This is a genomic window from Pseudomonas sp. IPO3774 (genome assembly GCF_013386835.1).
Classification (GTDB): Bacteria; Pseudomonadota; Gammaproteobacteria; order Pseudomonadales; family Pseudomonadaceae; genus Aquipseudomonas.
On sequence record NZ_JACAQY010000066.1, the window covers coordinates 68,258 to 92,216 of the forward strand.

Here is a 23,959-nt window from a genome sequence, read left to right on the forward strand (position 1 = left end):
GCAGCACCGTCCGTTTCAAGGCAATGCGCAATCGCCAAAACAGTACTCATGCCACGGCCCCACGCAGCAGATCGTCATGACTCAGGTCAAACCGCCCCAGCACCTTGACCTTCGACGAACTGCCCAACTCGGCAAACGACAACACCGGCACATGGTTGAACTCTTCCACAAGCAATGTCCGCAGGGGGCTGCGCAAGTCTTGCGCAACCAGCAGCACACTTTTGCTCTTGGCCCGCACGGTAAAGGCTTGCTTGAGCAAGCTCACCAGCGTCGCACTGCTGTCGTTGTCGAGGGAAAAGAACACCCCGGTCTGGGTCTGGCGCAGCGCCTCGCGCAGGACATTCTCGGTATGCGGTGACAACAACCAGGCGTGCCGGCCATCAGCTTCGCTGTACTGGTGCAGAATCTGCGACTTGAGGGCGATTCGCGCATAGTCGGCCAGGGCATCCGCTTCACGCTCATGCTGGCCGTACTCGATCAACGACTCGACAATCAACCGCACCGCCCGCAGCGGAACGCCCTCGCTGGCCAGGCGCTGCAACACGGCAGAGAAGCGCGAAAGCGGCATGATCCGCTGCAGCTCCTGAACCAGCTCCGGCTGGTTGAACTCGAGCCAGCTGAGAATCGACTTGCACTCCTGGATACCGAGAAACTGCGGCCCGCTGAGCAGCATCGCCCGTGTCATGCGCTCGATGATCAAGTCATGGGCGGTATGGCGTTCAAGCTGTGCATCGTCGAGCAGCGGATCATCGGGCGCCAACCATAACCAGTCTTGCTCGTCTCGCTCCGCCAGACCCTGGGTACCTGCTTGTGGCTCGACGCCCAGCGCCGCCGATTCCACCGCGACCCGATCACCGAAGGTAGCTTTGATCACAGGGACTTCGTGCACGCAAAAGCGAAACTCATCGTCGGATAAGGCGGGAATAAACTCGACGTTAAACGGCGGCAGTGTCAGGCCGATATGGGCAACCAGGCGGTTTCGGGCCTGGCGAATGCCATGAACCACTTGCGCTGTTCGGTCAGAGCCCTGCAGGCCCGATGAAAACTGCAGCAAGTAAGGCCGGGATGGATCAAAGGCGCGCAGGTCTTCGTCACCGTTGATCTCCGCCGGGACGGCGTCAGCCGCCGCATCTGCGGGCGCGTCCTGCTTTTGACGCTGACGCATGAGGTAATAACCCAGCGAGCCCGTCATCAGCGAAATGAGGATAAAGACCACCGTCGGCATGCCCGGAAGCGCTGCAAAAGCCAGCATGCCGATCGAAGCAATGATCCAGCTCTTGGGCTCACTGGTCATTTGCCGGGCGATTTCGGCGCCCATGTTATTGGCCCCTTTATTCGCCCCGGCCGGTGCTACACGGGTAATGATCATGCCGGCGGTCAGGGAGATCAGCAGTGCGGGAATCTGCGCAATCAGGCCATCGCCAATCGTCAGTACCGAATACAGCGCCATGGAGTCGGCGGCGCTCATGCCATGCTGGAACATGCCGGTGCTGAACCCGCCCAGCAAGTTGATCACCACGATAATCAGCCCGGCCACGGCATCGCCCTTGACGAACTTCATGGCCCCGTCCATCGCCCCGAACAGCTGGCTCTCACGGGACAACTGCTCGCGTTTGTCGCGCGCCTGTCCACCATCGATCAGGCCGGCACGCAAGTCGCTGTCGATGGACATCTGCTTGCCGGGCATGGCATCCAGGCTGAAGCGCGCCGCCACTTCGGCGACACGCTCCGAACCCTTGGTGATCACTAGGAAGTTGACGATGGTCAGGATCATGAAGATCACCAACCCCACCGCTAGGTTGCCCCCCACCACGAAGTTGCCGAAGGCCTCCACAATGTCACCGGCGTCCTGTTCCAGCAGGATCAGGCGCGTGGTCGCAATCGACAATGCCAGGCGGAACATGGTGGTCAACAGCAGGATCGACGGAAACGAGGAAAACGCAAGCGGCCCGGGCAGGTACAGCGCCAGCACGATCAACAGGCACGAAATGCAAATGTTGACGGCAATCAGGATATCCACCAGCCAGGTCGGCAACGGCACGATAAAGATGAACACAATGCCCAGGATCACGACCGCACCCAGCACCTCGGCGCGTTGTGCAACCTTGAGCAGTATCGCGTTGACTGCCCGCAGCGCACTCATGAGTGGTTTATCGGCAGCGCGCCGACATGCCGGGAGCCTCGTTCGATGCGAGCGTACTCATCCATTACCACCATGAAATTGTGCAACGCTTCCTGGCGGCCCTTGCTGTCGCGCCACAACGCCAGGGGCAGGCTCCCGAGCACGGGGTAAAGGGCATTGAGCGAAACAATCTGGACGGATGATGCCGGCCCACCCAACTCGCAGGCCAGGCGCTGGACTTCGGCAGACGCGATGCCCGTGCCCGCGTAACCGAGAATGCGCTGCAGCAGCGCTACGGTGTCCCGATCAATTTCGGGGTGCAATACGGCCAGCCGATCGATCAAGTCACGGCAGCTGGCCAGCACACTGCCCAGTTGACCACAACTGCTCAACCCCAACAGCAAGGTGCGCAGCTGGGCGGTGGGGAGCGAAGGGCAATACGCCGCAATGTCGTCTGCCAGGGCCCGACGCATCAATTTCAACCCGCGGCCAAACTCATCGCCACCGAACAACCCCAACAGCGCCTGCATCATGCTGGCGAGCGATTGCCGGGCGACCACGCTGGCGTAATACACACTGCGTACCGCCTGCCGCAAACTCGGGTCGTCACTGCTTGCCTGCAAAGCCTGCGCGATGTTCAAGCCGGCCTGGATCTGCGGCTTGAAGCGGACCTCCAGCCGCGCCAGGGCATCGCTGGCCAGCGCCGCCTCGGAGGTACGCGCTTCAGCTTGTGCCTGCGCAGCCACCTGCTTGAGTACGACAAACGTACGGGCCGGGTCGTTTCCTGTCAGCTCCAGCAACTTCTCGAGGCTGGGCTTGAGCAACAGTTGAACCCTGATGGAGCGCGCAATGGTCGCCAGTGTTGCCTGAGCGGGATGGCCCAGTTGCTCATAGAGTTGTGTCAACTGCGCCACAGGCGTCACGCCCAGCCCCAACATACGCCGGCTCAAGGCCTTGCTGTTGAGTTCAACCTCCAGGCCGAACAGCGCCTCGAAATTGTCGACCGCCGTCCCGGCGGGTGCCTGGCGAACTGGCGGGTTATCAATACTCGCTGGAACAGGCTGATCCAGGCTCTGGTTTTTTTGCACATCAATAGAAGGATCAAGTTTCATGGAGATGCCTGGACAGGAAGTTTCGTTTCCTTGTGTGGCTGGCAATCCCGTTACGGTTCCATGTTTATCGACGATACCGGGCATGTGAAAAGATCGGCACGCGCCCGCAGCCACTTGTGCAAAACCTTGCACAAAAAAGCCTGGAAACAAGATATTTATTTATATAAATCAATTAGTTGTGAATTTTTTTCCCTTGGCACAGGCAGTGCTAAGAGGGTTCCCGTCGAAATCATTTCGACCGTGTCTACCCTGAGGAAAAAATCATGGATATCCCTATCGATGTTTTAGTTCACCTTACACCTGACCCGCACCGCTCCATCCAGAACCTGTCGGAAGACCACCACAAGAAACTCCGGCGCTTCATTCATAAACGCGTACTCAACCCGGAAGATGCAGACGATATTCTGCAACTGACGTACCTGGAGGCCTGGCGCAGCCGAGACCGCTTCAGCGGCCAGGCCACCGTCAGCACGTGGATGTGCGGGATTGCCCAGAACCTGATCCGCAATCACTTTCGGCGCATGTATGCCAAGCCGGTGCATTGCGAGTTCGATGAGGCGCTGTGGCATGGGCAGGAAGACAACAACAACCTGGACTGGCAGTTCGAGGTCAACCGCAAGCTCGAAAGAACCCTGCGGGCGATCACGGATTTGCCGCTGGAAATGCGTAAAACGCTGTACGCCTCACTGGAGACCGACGGCAGCTACCAGGACACCGCCGACGCCATGGACATCCCCATTGGCACCGTGCGCTCACGTTTGTCCCGGGCGCGCGAACACCTGAAGCGGGCCACCTACAACCCGCTGTAGGCGTAAATCAGGGCACCGGCGCAACGCCGACACCCTTTGCAGGAGCAGTTGATTTACCCGTTTGACGCAAGCGTTGGGCAGCAGGGATATCTGCCCGACTCGATTGACCTGGTATCAGGCCTTTTTGGTACGCGGCAACAGAATCGCCAACACCCCGAACAGCGGCAGGAACGAGCACAGCGTGTACACGTACTCGATGCCGTGGATGTCTGCCAGGTGCCCCAGCAGCGCCGCACCGATCCCGCCAAAACCGAACATCAAACCGAAGAACACCCCGGCGATCATCCCCACATTGCCCGGCACCAACTCTTGCGCATACACCACAATTGCCGAGAACGCCGAGGCCAGGATAAAGCCGATCACCACGCTCAGGATGCTGGTCCAGAACAGGTCCACATGGGGCAGAATCAGGGTGAACGGCGCCACCCCGAGGATCGAAAACCAGATCACCGCCTTACGGCCGATCTTGTCGCCAATCGGCCCGCCAAAGAACGTGCCCGCCGCCACCGCGCCGAGGAACAGGAACAGATGCAGCTGTGAACTGGCCACCGACAGGTCGAACTTCTCGATCAGGTAGAAGGTGAAGTAACTGGTGAAACTGGCCATGTAGAAGTACTTGGAAAACACCAGCAGGCCCAGCACCACCAGCGCGCTCAACACCCGGCCCTTGGACAGGCCGTGAGTGGCCGCCTGGCCTTGCTTGAGCTTGAACAGGTTCAAGTGGTGGGCGTACCAGCGGCTGATCGCATACAGCACAAACAACGCAAACACCGCGAACAGGCCGAACCAGGCCACATTGCCCTGGCCGAACGGAATGATGATCGCCGCCGCCAGCAACGGGCCGAAGGCCGAGCCGGCATTACCGCCCACCTGGAACGTCGACTGCGCCAAACCATAACGCCCGCCCGAGGCCAGGCGCGCCACGCGGGACGCTTCCGGGTGGAAGGTCGACGAGCCGATGCCGATCAACCCCGCCGCCAGCAGGATCAGGGGGAAGCTGCCCACCTGGGACATCATCAGGATGCCCACCAGCGTGCAGATCATTCCGCAGGGCAACAGGTACGGCTTGGGATGGCGATCGGTGTAATAACCCACCCACGGCTGCAGCAGGGACGCGGTGAGCTGGAACGTGAGGGTGATCAGGCCGACCTGGGTGAACGTCAGGCCGTAATTGGCCTTGAGCATCGGGTAGATCGAGGGCAGTACCGACTGGATCAAGTCATTGATCAAATGCGCCAGCGCCACCGCGCCGATTACACGCATCACCAACGGGCTGGTTTGCGCGGCGGCAGGCGCCGTAGCCACGGAGGGCTGGGAATTGCTCAGAGCCATGGGAGGTTTTCCGTACAGCAGATTGATGCACAGGTGCAGGTGCGACAATGTGCCACTTTTGGGTGCAGGAAGGCTATCCCGTTAGCAGGCTAACGAGTAGATGAATCGATGCAGCGGTCATGGTTTGTAAAGGGCCAGCAAGATGAATCCCTTTAATTTGCGGGACGTTTCCTAGAGAATCTTTCGGCCTTGTGCCTGGGGGAGTCGGTGGCTAGTCTTCGGTCCGTCGCTGGTTTTCAGTGATCGGGTTTAGCAGCCTGAAATCAATAGGTGTCAGCTTCCTAAGGTAAAAACAGGAGTTACACCATGGATAAATCACTTCCCGAGCCTCCATCAGATTGCTTCGTCGTAAGCGAAGACCTCAGTTTCGAAGACGCCCTGCTCTACACCTCACACCTGCTCAACAGCGCATCCGCCACTGCTCTCGACTGCCGCGACACTATGCAACACCATGATCGAGCCAAAATTCAAGCCGTATGGCACCTGCTGGAAATGGCCAAAGCCATGGTGGATCGCTCGATAGAGTGCCTGCACCCGCGCAAAACCTGACGCACGAACGCCAGAACACAGCAGATCAAATGTGGGAGCGGGCTTGCTCGCGAAGGCGGTGGACCAGCCAATACCTCTGCTGACTGACACACCGCATTCGCGAGCAAGCCCGCTCCCACCTTTTGATCTTCGCTGCCTTGGGACCTGCGCAAACCCCAACCGCTCGTCACCAAACCCGGTGTTTCCCGTTAAACAGTTGATAGCGTAGATAAATTTTCAAAAAAAGCGCTTGACGCATTCCCGTTCTCCGCGAATAATGCGCGCCACTTGGCTACATAGCTCAGTTGGTTAGAGCATAGCATTCATAATGCTGGGGTCCGGGGTTCAAGTCCCTGTGTAGCCACCAAGTACTAAAAGCGGCTTACCGAAAGGTAGGCCGTTTTTTTATGCCTGCAGAAAAGTAAACCGCCCTATTGCCCCACGACGTCAGTGTTTATGCCGATGGTGCACATCGGGAAAATGCGCATGACTGTGCTGGATCGGTGCGTGCTCATGGGCATGACTATGTGGCTCGGTACCGTCCCACGCAAAGTTATGCACATGCTGGTGGTGCTCATCGTGTGTATGGCGATGACCGTGCATGAGGGGATCGTGCTGATGCTCGTGCGCATGATGTTCCATCAGATGAATCCACACCCCGATGGCCATCAAGGCGGCCGCGAGCAAGAACATCAGCGAAACCGACTCGCCCAGGATCAGGATCGATATGACCGCGCCAAGAAAGGGAGCCGTGGAAAAGTAAGCCCCGGTGCGCGCACTACCAAGCCCGCGCAGAGCGAGCACAAACAGCACCAGACTCACGCCATACCCAAGCAGCCCAACCACCAAGATTGACCCCAGCGCGGCCACCGCTGGCAGTTGCGACCCGATGGCCAACGCCAAACAGCAATTCACCACACCCGCCGCCAAGCCTTTGCTGCCGGCGATAAACAGCGCATCCGAGGCAGAGACCTTACGGGTCAGGTTATTGTCGATGGCCCAACAAAAACAGGCAAACGCCACGGCCAGCGGCCCCGTCCAATCATGTGCCGTCGCCGTCCCTTGCGGCCATGACAAAACGATCCCGCCCAGAACAATAGCGATCATGCCGATCACGATGCGGCGATCTGCGTTCTCTTTGAACACGACCCACGCCAGCACGGCCGTGAGCACCGACTCAAGATTGAGCATCAGCGATGCGGTGGCGCCCGCTGTGCGGGTGAGCCCGTACATGAGCGCCACAGGCGCAAGCACGCCCCCAAAGACAATGGCGCCCACCAACCAGGGCCACTCTCCGGCTGCAAGCCCGGGCCGTTTCCAGCCGTGGTCGCGAGCAAACCGAACGATGGCCAGGCCCAGGCCGCTGCCCAGATAGAGCAGCCCGGCCAACAGGATGGGCGGCGTATCCACCCCCAGGAGCTTGGCAAGCGGAGTGCTGGCGCCGAACAACGCCGCCGCCGCCAACGCGTAGAGAACGCTCACATTCATAATGGGCCGCCCTGTCAGGCTTATTGCATAAGGACGAGCATCATAGCTGTGCCCGGGTAAGAATTATGTGAATGCCAGCCTGGCTGGATTCTGTACGACTGAAGCGGCAGGATAGCCCGGCTGGCAAACCACAAGAAGGTGACGCATGACATTCCCCGCTACCGGCATCAGCACTGACCGCCTCTTACTGCTGGGCGCCCACCCTTCCCACGCTCGCGCCCTGCAAATGTACCTGCTGCAAAATCGCGCCTTTCTGCAGCCTTGGGAGCCTTCGCGTGACGACGCCTTTTTTGAACCGGACGCCATCACCGAACGCCTCCACGCCATGGCCGACAAAACCGCCAGCGGCGAAGCGTTGCACCTGCTGATATTCAGCCAGGACCAAATCATCGGCGCCTGCAACTTCAGCAACATCGTGCGCGGTGCGTTTCAGGCCTGCCACTTGGGTTATGCGCTGGCTAAATCCGCCCAAGGCCAAGGCTTGATGCACGAAGCGCTGACGGCGGCGATTGCCCATGTGTTCGACGCCATGCAGCTGCACCGAATCATGGCCAACTACCGCCCAGAGAATGAGCGCAGTGCGCGCCTGCTGGCACGGCTGGGGTTTGAAAAAGAGGGCGAGGCGCGGGCGTATCTGAGGATCAACGGGGTCTGGGCGGACCATGTGTTAACGGCACTGATCAATCCGGCAAGCGACCGTCTATTGCAGCCCGAAGTTTTAAACCACTAGAATGGGATTAATTCTCACTTACGACTCTCTCTCATGAAGCTGTCTTCGCCCACCGACGCTCCTACGCTCGATGCGCTGTACCGCGGCTACCACGGCTGGTTGTTGACCTGGTTGCGGCGTCGCGTGCATTGCTCCCATCAGGCGGCCGACGTGGCGCAAGACACTTTCGTACGCTTGCTGGCATCGGGTACTTACGTGGCGCCGGGTGAGCCACGGGCTTATCTGGCCACCATCGCGCGCCGGTTGCTGATGGACAATGGCCGCCGCCGACGCCTGGAACAGGCCTACCGCGAAGAGCTCGAACGCTGCGCCGCGTACCTTGAACAGGCGCCTTCGCCGGAGCAGATCCTGCAAGCCGCGCAAATGCTTGAAGCGATTGATCGGGCCTTGGCGCGCATGAACAAGCGGATACGCGACACCTTCATCCTGCGTTACCTCGAAGGCCTGGACCAGGCGCAAATCGCCCAGCGCCTCGGGGTCTCGGTGCGCACGGTACAGAACGATCTGGTGGAAGCCTTGCTGGCGTGTGATGCGTGCGCCCAGCCATGAACCAGCCTCTGCCCCACGCAGTGCTGCGCCAGGCTGCCGAATGGCTGGTGCGGCTGGATCACGAAGGCAACGACGCCAGCGAACAGGCGTTTCGCACCTGGCTGGCCGCCGACCCGCAGCACCCGCAAGCCATTGCCCGCCTTCAGGGCCACTTGCTGCCTCTCAAACAAGCCCCGGCCCGTGCCGCATTGCGCCGGGCCCGGCAGCCTCGCCAAGGGGCAACGCTGGTCAAGTGTCTCGCCCTGGCCCTGCTGCTCGCGGGGGTGCCGGCGTACCAGTACGAGCAACGTGGCTATCTGTTCGCCGACCTGAGCACCGACCGTAGCCAATGGCGCCAGACGCTGCTGGCCGACGGCAGCGACCTGCAACTGGAAGGCAGCTCTGCGGTGAACCTGCACCTGGACGCCAGCCAGCGCCGCGTGCAACTGCTGCATGGTGAGATTCTGGTAACAGTGGCCAAGGACACCCAGCGCCCGTTTTATGTCGACACCCCGCAGGGCAGCATTCGCGCCCTGGGCACGCGTTTTATCGTCGAACTCAGCGACACCGCCACCGTGGTCAAGATGCTCGAATCCTCGACCCGCATCGACAGTGCCGGGCATACGATTACCCTCGGCCCCGGCGAGCAGGTGCGCCTGGATGCAAGCGGGCCCGGCACGCCGAAAAGCGTTGATGTGCAAGCGCAGCAGCAAGCCTGGACGGCCCACCAGTTGCTGGCCAACGACGAGCCGCTGGCGGATGTACTTGAGCGCCTGGCGCGGCATCGCCCGGGTGTGCTGATGTTCGATCGCCAGGCGCTGCAAGGCATTCGGGTGACGGTGATGCTGCCGACGGACGACAGCGACCGCGCATTGCGCCTGCTCACACGCACCCTGCCGATTGAAGTCAGCACCTACACCCCGTGGCTCACACGTGTGCGCCTGAAATCCCCCGCCGGATAATTCTTACGCACCGTTGCGTGTTTTCGGTTTTGCCGCGTCCTTTCCTTGGCCAACATCCAAAGGAGCACCGATAACATGTCTTCAACCCCCACACGCGGCGGCCTGTTGCTGGCCAGTCGACTGTTGCTTGGCTGCCTGCCCCTGGCGGTGCCGGGCCTGGCCTACGCGCAGCAGCAGGTACAGGCGTTCGACATCGCCCCCGGAAAACTCGGTGACGTGCTGACGCGTTACGCCCAGGCCGCCGGCGTGCCGATCTCGTTCCTGTCGCAACAAGTGGCCGGGTTGGACAGCCCCGGCGTGCGCGGCAGCTACAACGTGGAGGACGGGTTCGCGCAGGTGCTGGCCGGCACCGGCTTCGCAGCACGCGGCAATGCCGATGGCTACCAGCTGGAAAGCCTGCCGGTGGCCGGCGGCGCGCTGTCGCTGGGTGCCACAGAGATCACCGCGAATCAGTTGGGCACCATCACTGAGGGCAGCGGTTCCTACACCCCGGGCACCATCGCCACCGCCACGCGCATGGTGCTGACCCCACGGGAAACCCCGCAGTCGATCACCGTGATCACGCGCCAGCATATGGATGACTTCGCGCTCACTTCGATCGACGACGTGATGCGCCATACACCGGGCATCACCGTGTCGACCTTCGACAGCGAGCGTAACAATTACTACGCCCGCGGCTTCTCGGTGGAAAACTTCCAGTACGACGGCATCCCGACCCTGCGCAACTCCGCCTACTCGTCCAGCCAGACCCTCAGCGACATGGCGATCTATGACCGCGTGGAAATCCTCAAGGGTGCCACCGGACTGCTGACCGGCGCCGGCGCCCCTGGCGCGACGATCAACCTGATCCGCAAAAAGCCCACGCGGGACTTCAAGGCCAGCGTCGAACTCGGCGCCGGCAGCTGGGACAACTATCGTTCCCAGATCGACGTGAGTGGCCCGCTGACCGGCAGCGGCAACGTGCGCGGGCGTGCGGTGGCGGCGTACCAGGACAAGCACTCGTTCATGGACCACTACCAGCGCAGCACCAATGTGTATTTCGGCACGCTGGAAGCCGACCTGACCGACGACACCCTGCTCACCGTCGGTTTCGATTACCTGGACAGCGACCCGCAAGGCTCGGGCTGGTCCGGCAGCCGTGCGCTGTTCGATCGCAACGGCAACCGCATCGATGTAAAACGCTCCTACAACAACGGCGCCAAGTGGAGCCGCTGGGAGCAGTACTCCCGCAGCGTGTTCTCCACCCTGGAACACAACTTCGACAATGGCTGGGTGATCAAGGGCCAATACACCCACCAACTCATGGGCTACGACGCGCCCCTGGGCTCGATCATGAGTGGCCCGTTCCCCGCCACCGGACTGTCGTCCCTGTACGCGAACAAGTTCACCGGCAACACCCGCGCCGACTCGGGCGATGTCTACGCCAGCGGTCCGTTCAGCCTGCTGGGCCGTACCCATGAATTGGTGATTGGCGCGTCGGCCTCGAACTCCCACTGGACCGGAAAGGACTACGGCGCCCCCACTTATGTGGGCAACAACGAGATCGATTTCTGGAACTTCGATGGCAACGCTCCGGAGCCGAACTGGGGTGAACCGACACGGATCATCGATGCCACGACCCGACAATCCGCAGGCTATATGGCCGCACGTTTCAACCTCATGGATGACCTGAACCTGTTCCTCGGCAGCCGCGTGGCCAACTACAAATTGCGTGGCGAAGACGACTCCACCGAGACCGGCAAGCTGGTGCCCTACGCCGGGGTCACCTACGACCTGAACGACAACTTCACCGCGTATGCCAGCTACACCGACATCTTCATGCCGACGACCTACAGCCGCGACCGCAACAACAAATTGCTGGAACCGGATGAAGGCAAGAACTACGAGACCGGCCTCAAGGGTGAGTTCTTCGAGGGCCGGCTCAACACCAGCATGGCCTACTTCGAAGTGCACGAAACCAACCGTGCGGAGCCGGACGCCGAATACAACGCCGCGCCGACCAACCCATCCCTCGGGTATGCCGAGAAAGGCATCAAGGCCAAAACCAAGGGTTTCGAGGCCGAGATGTCCGGCGAGCTGGCGCCGGGCTGGCAGGCCCAGGCCGGCTACACCCACAAGATCCTGCGGGATGAGCATGGCGACAAGGCTTCGACCTGGGAGCCGGAGGACCAGCTCAGTTTCTTCACCTCGTACAAACTCAAGGGTCCGCTGGACCGCCTGACCGTCGGCGGCGGCGCGCGCTGGCAGAGCAGAAGCTGGCAAGTGGTGTACAACCGGCCCAAGGCGCAAAACGAAGAGTTCTCGCAGGAAGCGTATTGGGTGGTGGACGCGATGGCCAAGTATCAGGTCAGCGAACATCTTTCCGCGACGCTGAACGTCAACAACCTGTTCGACAAGCAGTACTACACCAACATCGGCTTCTATAACACGGCCTATTACGGCACCCCGCGCAACGTGATGCTCACCACGCGCTGGGACTTCTAACCGGCCAGGCGCCAGCGCCCCGTGACGTGGGGCGCTGTTGCGTCAAACAGCGTGCCGCACAAAACACTGCTCCACCACCGATTTGCCCCACTGCTGCCCCTCCTGTTCCGACTCCAGCACAAAGCCCGCGTTTTCATAGAGCTTGCGCGCCGCATCCAGGCCCTTGAACGTCCACAGCCGCACCGCCGGGAACCGGTGCCCGTCACAGAAATCCAGCGCCTCTTTCAACAACCGTTTACCCAAGCCCTGGCCGTGAGCCGACGGGTCGAGGATGAAGCAGCGCAGGATCGCCTCGCCGTTTTCGCCCTCGCCATCAATCGCGATCGAACCGACGATCTGCTCTGCGTCCAGCACTGCCCAGACTTGGTTGCGCGGGTTGGCCAGGCGCCCCATCAACTCGGCCATGTCCGCCGCCACCAGGCTTTCAAACGGCTGGCCAAAATTCGCATGCTGGGCGTAGTACTCGGCGTGGATCTGCGCGATACGCCCGATGATGCCTGGCCGGTAGCCATGGGCAATGCGGTAGTACCTCGGCTGCCGGGCGCCAGTACGTTGGGTTTGCAGGGCTGCGGCGTACTGATCGAGCCCGCGGCTGACGGCCTGTTGCTGTTCGCTGGACAAGTCGCCAATCGCCTCGCCCACCTGGCGCCGGGCAAACGTTTCAATGTCGCGTAACGTCTTCTGGCCTCGTGTGGTGAGCCGCAGCTTTTTCGAACGGGCATCGTCCTCGTTGGCAAACTCTTCCAGCTCGCCCGCCTCGACCAGCTTGCGCACCATGCGGCTCACCGACGACTTTTCCAGCCCCAGCAACATGACCAGTTCAGCCGCTGTCAGCGCGCCACGCTTGCCGATTTCAACAATCGTGTGCACCGATGACGGTGGGTAACTGCTGGCCGCCAACTTCGGCTGCATGAAGCCCAGCTCTCGCACCATAAGACGCGAGGCACAGCGGATCTGATCGATAAGGTCTGGCTTGGAACGGTTCACGGGGGGGAAACCTCTTGCCCGAATGACGAAGGACATAGTTGTACCGCACAACCAAATACAGATCAATCTCCCAACCTGCAAACCACTGAGGTACATTCCCTCCCCACGGACAACAGATCATTCTCAAATGAACGGAGTCATCGCGTGTTTTCGATTTTTCACCGCCAACGCCTTACCACCCTCTCGCTGATCACCGCCGCCCTCACCCTCGCCGCCTGCCACAGCGCCACCGCGCCGGAACTGCCGCCCGCCCCGGAGCTCGGCTCGGGCTATCGCACCGACATGAGCCCCCGCCACGCCGAGCGCCACATGGCCGCCGCCGCCAACCCGCTGGCCGCCGAAGCCGGGCGCGAGATATTGCGCAAGGGCGGCTCGGCCATCGACGCCGCGATTGCCATGCAGGCCGTGCTGACCCTGGTGGAGCCGCAGTCCTCCGGGATCGGCGGCGGTGCGTTCATCATGCTGTGGGACGGCAAGCAGGTGCACGCCTACGACGGTCGCGAAACCGCACCGGCGGGCGCTACCGAGCGGTTGTTCCTCAACGCCGATGGCACGCCGATGTCGTTCCCGCAGGCACAGATTGGCGGGCGTTCGGTGGCCACCCCGGGGGTGTTGCGTGCCCTGGAAATGGCCCATAAAAAGACCGGCCACCTGCAATGGGCCAAACTGTTTGAGCCGGCCATTCGCCTGGCCGAAGAGGGTTTCCCGATCTCTGCGCGCCTGCACAGCCTGATTGCCGCTGACCGCTACATCAGCCGCTCGCCGGAAATGACCGCATACTTCCTGAATGCCGACGGCAGCCCGAAGGCCACCGGTACGCTGCTGAAAAACCCGGCGCTGGCCAACGTGTTCAAGCGCATCGCCAAGGAAGGGCCGGACGCGCTGTACTACGGCCCGATTGCCGACGAAATCACCCGCAAGGTGCAAGGCAACAGTAACCCCGGCAGCCTGACGCTGACCGACCTCAAGGGCTACAGCGCAGTTGAGCGGGCGCCGTTGTGCACCGACTACAAGCGCTGGAAAGTCTGCGGCATGCCGCCGCCGTCGTCGGGCGGGATCGCCATTGCGCAGATCCTCGGCACGTTGCAGGCCCTGGAAGCCCGCGACCCGCGCATGGCCCTCGCGTCGTTGAAGCCGGTGAAGAGCGACTCACCAGCAGGCCTGGAGCCGGTGCCCGAAGCGGTGCACCTGATCGCCGAGGCCGACCGCCTGGCCTACGCCGACCGCGCCCAGTACGTGGCCGATTCGGACTACGTGCCGGTGCCAGTTGCCGGACTGATCGCTCCGAATTACCTGGCCAGCCGCGCTGCGTTGATTGGTGAGCGCAGCATGGGCGTCGCCAAGCCGGGCAAGCCGGCCGGGATTGAAGTGGCCTATGCGCCGGATCGCTCGCCGCTGCGCATTTCCACCTCGCAAGTGGTGGCAGTGGATGACCTGGGTGGCGCGGTGTCGATGACCACTACGGTGGAAGCGGCGTTCGGTTCTCATGTGATGGTCCAGGGCTTTTTGCTGAATAACCAGATGACCGACTTCTCCTTCATCCCCGAAGAGAACGGCCAGCCGGTGGCCAACCGGATCGAGCCGGGCAAGCGCCCGCGTTCGTCCATGGCGCCGACCCTGGTGTTTGATCGTCAGAGCGGCGAGCTGGTGGCCACCGTTGGCTCGCCGGGCGGTTCGCAGATCATCGAATATGTGAGCAAATCCCTGGTGGCCATGCTCGACTGGAACCTCGACCCGCAAGCGGCCGTCGGCCTGCCCAACTTTGGCAGCCGCAACGGCGCGACCGAGCTGGAAGCCGGGTTGTTCAGCGCACCGTTGAAACAGGCGCTGAAGGACAAGGGCCACGCCCTGAGCGAAATCGACATGACCAGCGGCGCCCAGGCGATCGTCCGGGTGCGCGATGCGCAGGGCAAAGCGTCGTTGATCGGCGGGGCTGATCCACGCCGTGAAGGCGAAGCACTGGGGGATTAAGTTGACTCATTGGAGAGCTGCGCGTGCACAAGGCAAATAACCTCGGCGCCCTGATGGGCGTCGATCATGGATTTTGTTCGATTGACGATCCGTTGCGGCCTGACGAGGTGTTCATCTGCAAGCAGGTGCACAGCGCCACGACCATTGAATGGCGCCCGGAGCTCGCCGCCAATACGGTTGAAGCCGATGGGGTTTTCAGCCGGGATCTGCAGCCGATTGCGGTGATTACCGCCGACTGCCTGCCGCTGCTGATGGCCTCGGAGGACGGGGACTTTGTCGCGGCGATTCATGGCGGCTGGAAGGGACTGCAAGGCGGGATCATCGCCAATGCCATGCAACGGTTTACCGCCGAGGGTGTGGCGCTGGATCAGTTGCGGATTGCGATTGGGCCTTCGATCAAGCCTTGTTGTTATGAGGTGAGTGGCGAGTTTGTGGCGCAGTTGCAGGCGAGTCAGGGGCATTTGTGGCGGGATGGAAATGCGCCGTGGACGTTCGAGCAGCCGGGGCCTTTGTTGGCACCGGAGATTCAGCCGCCAGAACCCAGGCAGGCCTTGAGTGCGTGGTTTGATTTGAGCCGCTATGCGCTGATCTTGCTGGAGGCGGCAGGGATAAAACGTGAGCAGGTTGAGGTAAGCGAAGTGTGTACGTATTGCACCTCGCCGGCGTTTGCGAGTTATCGCAGAAGGACCCATGACAGTACGGAGAGGAAGACGTTGTTGTACTCGTGGGTTGCTCGCGCAGTGTAATGGGACGACGCCCACAGCTCTCTTAGCTATTAGCCTTAGAAAATCTGTGGGCTGTCATTTTTTGCGAAACAACGTTTCTTGAATCCCTCTCCATCCGCTGACATTTTCTGGCCCCGCCCCTTCTTGCCAGAGGCTACGTCAAAGACGTAGAATTTTTGCGTGTTAACGATCATCGAGTCACCATTATTCAGCAAGCTATGGCCCGATTACTGGACCGAAGAAGAACGGGGTATTTTTATGGCTTTTCTAGCCAACCACCCCGATTCAGGTACTGTCATTCCAGGTTCTGGTGGTTGCCGAAAAGTACGCTGGAGCTTGGAAGGCCGGGGCAAGAGCAGCTCAGTACGGATCATTTACACAACGCAATTGGCGTGCGGCGCACTAGTTGCCTTGCTGATTTATGGCAAAGGTGCCACCGAGAATATTCCCGCGCATGTCCTCTACAAAATCGCCAAGGAGATGAACCATGCCACTCACTGAGAAACAGCTGAAGGAACGTGACGCCAAGCGCAACATCGGCGAGGAATTGCTGGCTGCCGTTATCGACGTCAAGGAAGCGCGTCATGGTCACGTCCATCACGTCGAAATTACCCAAGCGGCTGAGGCGCGCAGCAAGACCGGGTTGTCACAGCCCAAGTTTGCCGAACTGCTGGGGGTCTCTGTACGAACGCTTCAAGAATGGGAGCAAGGGCGCCGTTCTCCTTCCGGCGCAGCACGTTCCTTGCTGCACATAGCAGCCATCAGGCCAGACGTTTTTCGAGAAGTCCTCAGTAACGCCTGATGGCGTTACTGGTCTACCGGCTAATCTTCAACCCCTTGCGCCCCGCATGCCGCTCCAGCGCCAGCTCGATCAAGCGGCTCACCAGCTCGCTGTAGCTCATGCCTGCCGCCTGCCACAACTTCGGGTACATGCTGATGCGGGTGAACCCAGGCAACGAGTTGATCTCGTTGATCAGCACCTCACCCTCATCCGTCAGAAACACATCCACCCGCGCCAGCCCGGCACAGCCCAGGGTTTCAAACGCTTCGATGGCCAACGCACGAATGCGCTCGCTGGCTTCAACACTGATGTCCGCCGGCACCACCACTTGGGCTGCCTGGTCATCGATGTATTTGCTGTCGTAGGAATAGAACCCGTCGCGCACCACGATCTCGCCACAGCCGCTGGCGATGGGGTTCTCGTTACCCAACACGGCACATTCAATTTCCCGGCCTTTTACCGCCGACTCCACCAGCACCTTCTCATCAAACCCAAGTGCCAGCTCTACAGCAGCGTGATATTCAGCCTCGCTGCCCACCTTGCTCACCCCCACGGACGAACCCTGGTTCGCAGGTTTCACGAACATCGGCAATCCGAGTTTCTGTTGGGCGTGTTCGAAGGTGGTACGCGCCGCATTCCTGCGGTTGAGGGTAATGAACGGCGTCACGGCAATCCCGGCATCGCGTAGCAGGCGTTTGCTGATGTCCTTGTCCATGCACACCGCCGAACCCAGCACATCGGAGCCGACAAACGGCAGGTCCGCCATGCGCAGCAGGCCTTGCAGGCAGCCGTCTTCGCCGAGGGTGCCGTGGACGATCGGGAAGATCACATCGACGTGTTCCAGCGAGGCCTGGCTGGCGGTTTCCACCAGTTGCTGGCTGGCCTTGCCCGGCACGACCGCCAGTTCACGATTGGATTGATTGAGGGCGATCAGCGCCGGGTTTTCTTCGTTGAGCAGGAAGCCCGAGGTGTCGTTGAGGTGCCAGTGGCCGGCCTTGTCGATGCCGATCAGGATCGGCTCGAAGCGCGAACGGTCCAGTGCATCGACGATGTTGCGCGCCGACTGCAGCGACACTTCATGCTCGGCCGAACGGCCACCAAAAATAATCCCTACCCGCAGCTTGCTCATGATCGGCCTCACGTTTGAAAGTAAGGCTTCTTACCATGAGCCGTCAGCGATTCGCTACCAGCGTGGCGCCGAACAGCACATAACAACCACCGGCAAACCGGTCCAGCCACTTGCGCGAGCGGCTGTAGGCGTTGGCCATCCGTTCACTGGAAAACACCAGTGCCACGCAGGTGTACCAGCTGAATGACAGCGTCGCCATGGTGATCACGGCCAGGGTCAGCAGCATCGGCGACGGTGATGGGGGCATGGTGGACGCAAAGATCGTCGCGACAAACAGCGCCGCCTTGGGGTTGGACAGGTTGCCCAATAAACCCAGGCGCCAGGCGGAAAACAACGAACGCCGAGGTTCGTCGGGCAACAGGTTCTGGGCCATGGCCGGTGCCGAGCGCCGGAACAGTTTCAACCCCAGGTAAATCAGGTAGCAGCCGCCGATGATCTTGAACGCGAGGTACAACATCGGCGCTGCGGTAAACAATGACTTGATCCCCAAGCCGCCGGCCAGGCCCCACATCACGGTGCCAGTGGCCACGCCAGCGGACGCCACTACGCCATGGCGACGTGAGCAACTGGCAGCCAACTGCGCGGTATTGAAAAAGTTCGGGCCTGGCGTCACGACCGCGACGGTCCAGAGCAAGGCCAGCGACAGAAGAGGCGCGGCGTACGGCAGGCTTGGGAAAAGCATCGGTTGATCCATCCTTCAGGGAATTAAAGATCCTTGCCGTTTACAGCTCAGGTTCGGGTTCATGCACCAGCAGGTCGCCCGGCTGACACTCCAGATACTTGCAGATTGCATCCAAGGTCGCCAGCCGTATGCCCTTGACCTTGCCTTGCTTGAGCAATGACAGGTTTTGTTCGGTGATACCAATGGCGGCGGCCAGGTCCTTGGACTTGACCTTGCGCCGGGCGAGCATAACGTCCAACTCAATCACAATAGACATGCTGTTCTCAAACAAACGTGCGGTTTTCAGAATCCACTTCACTGGCCTGCCACAGGATACGCGCGATCACCGAGATGCAGCCGGCGAGAAACAGCGCCACGATGCTGGGCGGGGTAAAACTCAAGGTGAGCAGCCGCTGGCCAACCGGCTCGTTCATCGTGACCCAGACACTGAGCAAGGGCTCACACAGAAAATCCAGCAACACCCACAGTGCCACGGCCCGGCCTACTTTACCCAAGTGCTGCGCGGCGGCGCTGGAAAAATACTCCCCACGAGCATAGTTCTGGAACAGCTGGCGCAAATGATTCAAACCGGACACCAGCGCCATCAAGGGAATGCTGGAGAGCAGGACGCCGCCCAGTGTCTGCCACCAAGGGAACGTCGCAACGATCTCCGCCCGTCCCTCGATCTGTTGACCACTCAGGGCGAAACCAAACCCGAACGAAGCGCTTTGCACCGGGTAAAGCCACGCAGCGGTATTGAGCAGCAGTATGGCGACGATCAACAACAGGGTAAGCAATGCCATGCGCTGGCTGAGCTGGGCAAGACGTTGGGAATTCATGGATAAGCCTCTGAGAAATTTGAGGCGGAAAAATAAACGATTAATTATCGTAAAACAATCATTTTTTAATGATTAGCGATACCTTAACGCAAAGCCGGTACTGCCCCCGAAATTTCAGCAGTGGCACAATCGTTCAAGACCGCAGCAGACAGCCCGGTCACACTGGGGTAACGTATTTGCGTCCCGACCTGCGACTGACACCATGATCAAACCCTCTCTCGACTGGCTGCACCGCGCGCCCCACGCCAGTGGGCTGGAGCGTATCGAGGCGTATTTTGCCGGGTTTGGCTTCGACCCTCATCGCCACGACACTTACGCCATCGGCCGCACCTTGTTCGGCGTGCAGAGCTTTCACTATCGCGGCGGCATGACACACAGCCTGCCGGGGCGGACCATGGTGATCCATCCCGATGAAGTGCATGACGGCTGGGCCGGCAGCGAGGAAGGTTTCAAATACCGGATGATTTACGTGGAGCCGGCGCTGATCCAGCAGGTGCTGGGCGGCAAGCCGTTGCCGTTCATCCCCGGCGGACTGTCCAGCGACCCGTGGCTGTACCGCGCCAGTGAAGTGTTGCTGCAAAGCCTGGATTGCCCGATCGATCCGTTGCAGGAACAGGACGCGATGTTTGACCTGGCCCAGGCGCTGAATAACGCGTCGGGCATCACGGTCAATCGCAAGACCTTCGACTACCGGGCCGCCGAGCGCGCACGGGAATTTATCCACAGTGCCCTGGGCCGCCCGATTACCCTCGATGAAATGGCGGAATACGCCAACCGCGACCGCTGGGCGTTGTCGCGGGATTTTCGGTTGTTGTTTGGCACCAGCCCCTATCGCTACCTGACCATGCGTCGCCTGGACCTGGTGCGCAGTTTGCTGGGCCAGGGCCAGTCACTGGTGGATGCGGCACTGACCGCCGGTTTCACCGACCAGAGCCACATGACCCGCCAGTTCCGCAGCACTTTCGGCATGCCGCCGTCGCGCTGGGTGAAGATGCTCGGGCGCTGAAATCCCGCCTTGAAATGCGATCAACCTGTAGGAGCTGGCTTGCTCGCGAATGCGGTGTGTCAGCTACTGAATGCATTGACTGATCCACCGCCTTCGCGAGCAAGCCCGCTCCCACATTTGAACTATGTCGCTGCCGAAATCGTATTCGACGCTGGGGCTCGCTCTTTAAGTGCTAACGCCAGCACTGCCCCCGCCAGGGCAATCGCCGCGCTCCACCACAACGCCAGTTCAATCCCGCCCGCCTGCGCCGCGCCCGTCGACCCACCGGCGTTCGCCAACGACACCAGCAACGCCAGCCCCAACGCACCGCCAATCTGCTGGCTGGTGGACGCCATGCCCGCCGCCACGCCCTGCTCGCCCGGCCGGATGCCCAGCCCGGCGGCCACCCACATCGCCGTCCAGGTCATGCCCTGGCCAATACTCAGGATGAAAATCCCCGGCAGCAACGACCAGAACCCCGCCCCCGTCGGCAACGCCACACATACCAAAGCGATACCCACCGCGCCCGCCAACTGGCCGCTGACCAGGGTGTTGCGCAACCCCAGCCGCGCCAATGAACGCTCCGCCAGCCAGATACCCGCGGTGCACACCAGCGTCGCCGGCAAAAACGCCAACCCCGCCTGCAACACGCTGTAGCCGTAGACCTGCTGGTAGTACACCGCCAGAAAGTAGTACTGCACGCCAAAGCTGCTCATGAACACCGCCGTCAACACCATGGCCATGCGCAACTCGCGATAGCCCAACAAGCGAAGCGGCATCAACGGATCACGGCCCCGGTGTTCGACCCACCCAAACAACCCGAGCAGCACCAACGCCAGGACCATGCAGCCCAGGGTCGACGGCGCCGCCCAGCCCCACACCGGCCCCTGCACCAGGGAGAACACCAGCAAGGTGCCGCCCAGCGTCACGGTCAACGCGCCGCTGATATCAAAGTTGCGCCCGCGGGCCCGTTCGCCATCGGCGGGAATCCAGTAGCGCGCCGCCAGGGCGCAGGCGCCGGCCAACGGCACGTTCACCAGGAACACCGCTTCCCAGCCCCAGGCCTGGGTCAGCACGCCGCCGAGCAACGCGCCCAATGCCAGGCCCGCCGCAGACGCCGCGCTCCACACGGCAAACGCCCGATTACGCGCGGGCCCTTCGGCGTAGTGGGTGTTGATCAGCGCCAGCGTGGCCGGGAACAACAGCGCCCCGCCCACACCCTGCACCGCCCGCGCCAGCACCAGCAGCAAGGCGCTGCCACCGAGCACCGCCGCCAGGGAAGACAGCGCATACAGCGACTGGCCAAGCATGTACAAGCGCCGCTTGCCCAACAGGTCCGCCGCCCGACCGCCCAGCAACAGGAAGCCACCAAACGCCACGCTGTAGGCACTGACCACCCACTGCAATTGCTGGGCAGAAAAACCCAGGTGGCTGCCGATTTGCGGCAGCGCGACAAACACGATGGTCGCGTCGAGGGCGATGATCAGTTGCGCGGTTGCCAGCAGCAACAGCATCCAGCCAGAGGGTCGAGAAGAAGACATCACAGTGTCCTGCCTGAAAATGAGAGGCGCCAGTTTCTTTCATGCCCAACAGATGATAAATACCCCTATCACTCTTTCAGTAATGACTTTAATCATGGATCTGAATGCTGTTCGCCTGCTGGTGCGCGTCGCCGAAACCCGCAGTTTCACTCGCGCCGCCGGAGACCTGGGGCTGACCCAATCGGGCTTGTCCCGGGCCATTTCCCGACTGGAAAACCAGCTGGGTGTGCGCCTGCTGCAACGCAACACCCGCAGCGTCAGCCTCACGCCCGACGGGCAGATGCTGTATGAACGCAGCGCGCCGCTGCTGGCGGAACTGGCCGAAGCCGAGCGGCAAATGCTCGACCGCCGTGCCTCACCGTCCGGTTTGCTGAAGATCAGCACACCTTCGTTATTTGGCCGCAAGGTGGTGATGCCGGTGATTGGCGAGCTGACCCTGCAATACCCCGACCTGCGCATTGAAGCGGTAATGACCGACCGCCTGGTGGACATCGTCGACGAAGGCTTTGACGCCTTGCTGCGCACCGGCGACATCCAGGACCAACGCCTGATCGCCCGGGCACTGCCACCGCTGCGCTGGGTCACCGTCGCCTCCCCGGCTTATCTCGCGCGTTTTGGTACGCCGCAAACCGTCGATGAACTCCAGGACCACAACTGCCTGACCGTACGTAACCTGCGCACCAGCCGGCTGGTTGACTGGCAGTTCATGCTCGATGGCAAGGTGCAGGACGTGAGTGTCGAGGGGCGGTTGATCTTTGATATCGGCGATGCGCTGGTGGACGGTGCGCTGGGCGGATTCGGCATCGCCCAGGTGATGGACTTTGCGGTGCGGGAAGATCTGGCGGCCGGGCGCCTGGTGCCCTTGCTGGAGGACTTTGCCGGGCGCAGTCGGGCGATATCGCTGGTGTATCCGCCATCGAGGCAGTACTCGCCGAAGTTGATGGCGTTTGCCGAGGCACTCAGCAAAACCCAGTGGTAACACAACCTTTGTGGCGAGGGAGCTTGCTCCCGCTCGGCTGCGCAGCAGTCGTATATCTACCGACCAAGTGTATTGGCAGGAAACAATGGGACCGCTTCGCGCTCCAGCGGGAGCAAGCTCCCTCGCCACAAAACCAGGCTGTACCGGAAGAATTGGCACTGGCCTTAAAGCTGTCGCCCATCAATCGGCTCACCAATCGTCAGGAAATGCCCGCCCGCCACATGGTGCAAGGTACGCAGCGCATCCTGCCCTTCGAAATGCCAGCGACCGTCGCTGAATACGCGCTCATCAGCCTGGGCGGCCACCACTTCGGCGAGGAACAAATCGTAGGTCTGCTGGTTATGCGGTTCCGGCAGCAAGCGGCATTCCAGCCACGCCACGCAGCCTTCAAGCATCGGCGCTTCGGTGTGTTCGCCGCTGAACGTCTGCAAGCCATATGCGGCGAACTTGTCGGTCTCGCTGCCGGTGGTGTTGCCCACGGTCTGCACGATATCGGCCTGGGCCGCACACGGTACGTTGAGCACGAAAGTGCCGGCGCCTTCGAGCAGTTGCCGGGTCCAGGTGGCCTTATCCAGCACGACGGCGACTTTGGGCGGCTCGAAATCCAGCGGCATCGCCCATGCCGCGGCCATGATGTTGCGCTGGCCGTTGTGCGCGGCGCTGACCAGTACGGTCGGGCCGTGGTTGAGCAAGCGGTAGGCCTTGGACAGCGGGACGGGACGGCGATGGTTAGGGCTCATGGACGAAAGGCTCGAAAAAAAACCTACGATACCTCAAGCATGAGCCCGGGTGACTAGCTGCTCAGTTGATTGGCGAATTGCCCTACAGCGCTGACCACTTTCTGGGCGCCGTCCTGGATCTCGACGATCACCGTGCCCGCCTCGGCCGCCAATGCCAGCCCTTGCTCGGCCTGCAGGCGGCCATCGGTCATCAGCGCCACTGCATCGCGGGCCATGTCCTGGTTCTGGCGCACCACGCCGACGATTTCCTCGGTGGCCTTGCTGGTACGCGACGCCAGTTGCCGAACCTCATCGGCCACCACCGCAAAACCACGGCCTTGCTCACCGGCACGGGCGGCTTCGATGGCGGCGTTGAGCGCCAGCAGGTTGGTCTGCTCGGCGATGCCGCTGATGGTCTTGACGATGCTGCCAATCACCTGGGACTGGGCGTTCAGCGCTTCAATGCCCTCACCCGCCTGCTCCATGTGCTTGGCCAGGTCGCGCATCACCTCCACCGCCTGGGTGACCACGGTGGTGCCGCGCTGGG

24 protein-coding genes and 1 tRNA gene are annotated in these 23,959 nt (G+C 61.3%); 13 read left to right on the forward strand and 12 right to left on the reverse strand.

The genetic code is table 11. The features are described 5' to 3' along the window. Positions 1 to 46: 46 nt before the first annotated feature. Both sctV and sctW read right to left on the reverse strand, forming a co-directional pair. Complete coding sequence (sctV, locus tag HYE77_RS29215; RefSeq protein WP_177070198.1) at positions 47 to 2,143, reverse strand: type III secretion system export apparatus subunit SctV; 2,097 nt, start codon at positions 2,141 to 2,143, stop codon at positions 47 to 49. Beyond that, on the reverse strand, positions 2,140 to 3,234 hold the full coding sequence (gene sctW, locus HYE77_RS29220; RefSeq protein ID WP_008430704.1) for a type III secretion system gatekeeper subunit SctW: 1,095 nt from the start codon (positions 3,232 to 3,234) through the stop codon (positions 2,140 to 2,142). Before sctW ends, sctV begins: the two co-directional genes overlap by 4 nt. A gap of 263 nt (positions 3,235 to 3,497) precedes the next feature. On the opposite strand from sctW, the gene HYE77_RS29225 reads away from it, so the two are divergent. After that, positions 3,498 to 4,043, forward strand: a complete 546-nt coding sequence (locus HYE77_RS29225) for an RNA polymerase sigma factor (RefSeq protein ID WP_003208348.1) — start codon at positions 3,498 to 3,500, stop codon at positions 4,041 to 4,043. A gap of 114 nt (positions 4,044 to 4,157) precedes the next feature. Here HYE77_RS29225 and HYE77_RS29230 read toward each other — a convergent pair whose 3' ends face one another. Beyond that, positions 4,158 to 5,375 (reverse strand): MFS transporter, encoded by a 1,218-nt coding sequence (locus HYE77_RS29230; protein WP_102604723.1) that lies wholly within the window; start codon positions 5,373 to 5,375, stop codon positions 4,158 to 4,160. A 306-nt stretch (positions 5,376 to 5,681) separates the two neighbouring features. Here HYE77_RS29230 and HYE77_RS29235 point away from each other — a divergent pair, with 306 nt between their 5' ends. Both HYE77_RS29235 and HYE77_RS29240 read left to right on the forward strand, forming a co-directional pair. Next, the gene (locus HYE77_RS29235; protein ID WP_087693773.1) at positions 5,682 to 5,924 is read left to right on the forward strand and encodes a DUF6124 family protein; all 243 of its coding nucleotides are present in this window, start codon (positions 5,682 to 5,684) and stop codon (positions 5,922 to 5,924) included. Positions 5,925 to 6,193: 269 nt separating this feature from the next. Then, positions 6,194 to 6,270, forward strand: a tRNA-Met gene (locus tag HYE77_RS29240). Between the two features lie 80 nt (positions 6,271 to 6,350). Here the strand turns inward: HYE77_RS29240 and HYE77_RS29245 are convergent. Continuing rightward, complete coding sequence (locus HYE77_RS29245) at positions 6,351 to 7,391, reverse strand: DMT family transporter (RefSeq protein ID WP_177070200.1); 1,041 nt, start codon at positions 7,389 to 7,391, stop codon at positions 6,351 to 6,353. A 145-nt stretch (positions 7,392 to 7,536) separates the two neighbouring features. Here HYE77_RS29245 and rimJ point away from each other — a divergent pair, with 145 nt between their 5' ends. The 4 genes from rimJ to HYE77_RS29265 all read left to right on the forward strand — a co-directional run bounded on the left by rimJ (position 7,537) and on the right by HYE77_RS29265 (position 12,095). After that, the gene (rimJ, locus tag HYE77_RS29250) at positions 7,537 to 8,121 is read left to right on the forward strand and encodes a ribosomal protein S5-alanine N-acetyltransferase (protein ID WP_087693775.1); all 585 of its coding nucleotides are present in this window, start codon (positions 7,537 to 7,539) and stop codon (positions 8,119 to 8,121) included. Positions 8,122 to 8,154: 33 nt separating this feature from the next. Continuing rightward, positions 8,155 to 8,670 (forward strand): sigma-70 family RNA polymerase sigma factor, encoded by a 516-nt coding sequence (locus HYE77_RS29255; protein WP_087693776.1) that lies wholly within the window; start codon positions 8,155 to 8,157, stop codon positions 8,668 to 8,670. Beyond that, the gene (locus HYE77_RS29260; RefSeq protein ID WP_177070202.1) at positions 8,667 to 9,611 is read left to right on the forward strand and encodes a FecR domain-containing protein; all 945 of its coding nucleotides are present in this window, start codon (positions 8,667 to 8,669) and stop codon (positions 9,609 to 9,611) included. Before HYE77_RS29255 ends, HYE77_RS29260 begins: the two co-directional genes overlap by 4 nt. A gap of 75 nt (positions 9,612 to 9,686) precedes the next feature. Then, on the forward strand, positions 9,687 to 12,095 hold the full coding sequence (locus HYE77_RS29265; protein ID WP_177070204.1) for a TonB-dependent siderophore receptor: 2,409 nt from the start codon (positions 9,687 to 9,689) through the stop codon (positions 12,093 to 12,095). Between the two features lie 42 nt (positions 12,096 to 12,137). Here the strand turns inward: HYE77_RS29265 and HYE77_RS29270 are convergent, their stop codons facing one another. Further along, positions 12,138 to 13,028, reverse strand: coding sequence for a bifunctional helix-turn-helix transcriptional regulator/GNAT family N-acetyltransferase (locus HYE77_RS29270; RefSeq protein ID WP_177070223.1), 891 nt, complete (start codon positions 13,026 to 13,028; stop codon positions 12,138 to 12,140). A 198-nt stretch (positions 13,029 to 13,226) separates the two neighbouring features. On the opposite strand from HYE77_RS29270, the gene ggt reads away from it, so the two are divergent. The 4 genes from ggt (at position 13,227) to HYE77_RS29290 (ending at position 16,580) form a co-directional block, all read left to right on the forward strand. Continuing rightward, on the forward strand, positions 13,227 to 15,053 hold the full coding sequence (gene ggt, locus HYE77_RS29275) for a gamma-glutamyltransferase (protein WP_177070206.1): 1,827 nt from the start codon (positions 13,227 to 13,229) through the stop codon (positions 15,051 to 15,053). 23 nt (positions 15,054 to 15,076) lie between these two features. Then, complete coding sequence (locus tag HYE77_RS29280; RefSeq protein WP_087693781.1) at positions 15,077 to 15,799, forward strand: polyphenol oxidase family protein; 723 nt, start codon at positions 15,077 to 15,079, stop codon at positions 15,797 to 15,799. Positions 15,800 to 15,958: 159 nt separating this feature from the next. Then, positions 15,959 to 16,279: a transcriptional regulator gene (locus HYE77_RS29285; RefSeq protein ID WP_087693782.1), complete on the forward strand. Its 321-nt coding sequence runs from the start codon at positions 15,959 to 15,961 to the stop codon at positions 16,277 to 16,279. After that, a complete protein-coding gene (locus HYE77_RS29290) occupies positions 16,266 to 16,580 on the forward strand; it encodes a DNA-binding transcriptional regulator (protein WP_087693783.1) in 315 nt (104 codons plus the stop codon). The genes HYE77_RS29285 and HYE77_RS29290 overlap by 14 nt, the downstream gene beginning before the upstream one ends. A 13-nt stretch (positions 16,581 to 16,593) precedes the next feature. Here HYE77_RS29290 and ddlA read toward each other — a convergent pair whose 3' ends face one another. From ddlA to HYE77_RS29310, 4 genes are read right to left on the reverse strand one after another with little or no spacing between them, the layout of a single operon-like run. After that, entirely contained in the window at positions 16,594 to 17,688 is a 1,095-nt protein-coding gene (gene ddlA / locus HYE77_RS29295; RefSeq protein ID WP_063033162.1) for a D-alanine--D-alanine ligase, read from the reverse strand. Between the two features lie 43 nt (positions 17,689 to 17,731). Further along, on the reverse strand, positions 17,732 to 18,370 hold the full coding sequence (locus HYE77_RS29300; protein ID WP_087693797.1) for a LysE family transporter: 639 nt from the start codon (positions 18,368 to 18,370) through the stop codon (positions 17,732 to 17,734). Positions 18,371 to 18,410: 40 nt separating this feature from the next. Further along, positions 18,411 to 18,626: a helix-turn-helix transcriptional regulator gene (locus HYE77_RS29305; protein WP_010177071.1), complete on the reverse strand. Its 216-nt coding sequence runs from the start codon at positions 18,624 to 18,626 to the stop codon at positions 18,411 to 18,413. A 7-nt stretch (positions 18,627 to 18,633) separates the two neighbouring features. Continuing rightward, on the reverse strand, positions 18,634 to 19,188 hold the full coding sequence (locus HYE77_RS29310) for a DUF2975 domain-containing protein (protein WP_087693784.1): 555 nt from the start codon (positions 19,186 to 19,188) through the stop codon (positions 18,634 to 18,636). Positions 19,189 to 19,390: 202 nt separating this feature from the next. Between HYE77_RS29310 and HYE77_RS29315 the strand changes: the two genes are divergently transcribed. After that, positions 19,391 to 20,194 (forward strand): AraC family transcriptional regulator, encoded by an 804-nt coding sequence (locus HYE77_RS29315; RefSeq protein WP_076014932.1) that lies wholly within the window; start codon positions 19,391 to 19,393, stop codon positions 20,192 to 20,194. A 122-nt stretch (positions 20,195 to 20,316) separates the two neighbouring features. On the opposite strand, the gene HYE77_RS29320 is transcribed toward HYE77_RS29315, so the two are convergent. Then, on the reverse strand, positions 20,317 to 21,687 hold the full coding sequence (locus tag HYE77_RS29320; protein ID WP_218174619.1) for an MFS transporter: 1,371 nt from the start codon (positions 21,685 to 21,687) through the stop codon (positions 20,317 to 20,319). A gap of 121 nt (positions 21,688 to 21,808) precedes the next feature. Here HYE77_RS29320 and HYE77_RS29325 point away from each other — a divergent pair, with 121 nt between their 5' ends. Beyond that, positions 21,809 to 22,693, forward strand: a complete 885-nt coding sequence (locus tag HYE77_RS29325) for a LysR family transcriptional regulator (RefSeq protein WP_177070210.1) — start codon at positions 21,809 to 21,811, stop codon at positions 22,691 to 22,693. A gap of 164 nt (positions 22,694 to 22,857) precedes the next feature. Here the strand turns inward: HYE77_RS29325 and HYE77_RS29330 are convergent, their stop codons facing one another. Together HYE77_RS29330 and HYE77_RS33070 are read right to left on the reverse strand one after the other, a co-directional pair. Further along, positions 22,858 to 23,433: a flavin reductase family protein gene (locus tag HYE77_RS29330; protein ID WP_177070212.1), complete on the reverse strand. Its 576-nt coding sequence runs from the start codon at positions 23,431 to 23,433 to the stop codon at positions 22,858 to 22,860. A 53-nt stretch (positions 23,434 to 23,486) separates the two neighbouring features. Next, positions 23,487 to 23,918 carry a methyl-accepting chemotaxis protein gene (locus HYE77_RS33070; protein WP_371132413.1) on the reverse strand — a complete coding sequence of 144 codons (432 nt, stop codon included), beginning with the start codon at positions 23,916 to 23,918 and terminating at the stop codon, positions 23,487 to 23,489. Positions 23,919 to 23,959 lie beyond the last annotated feature (41 nt).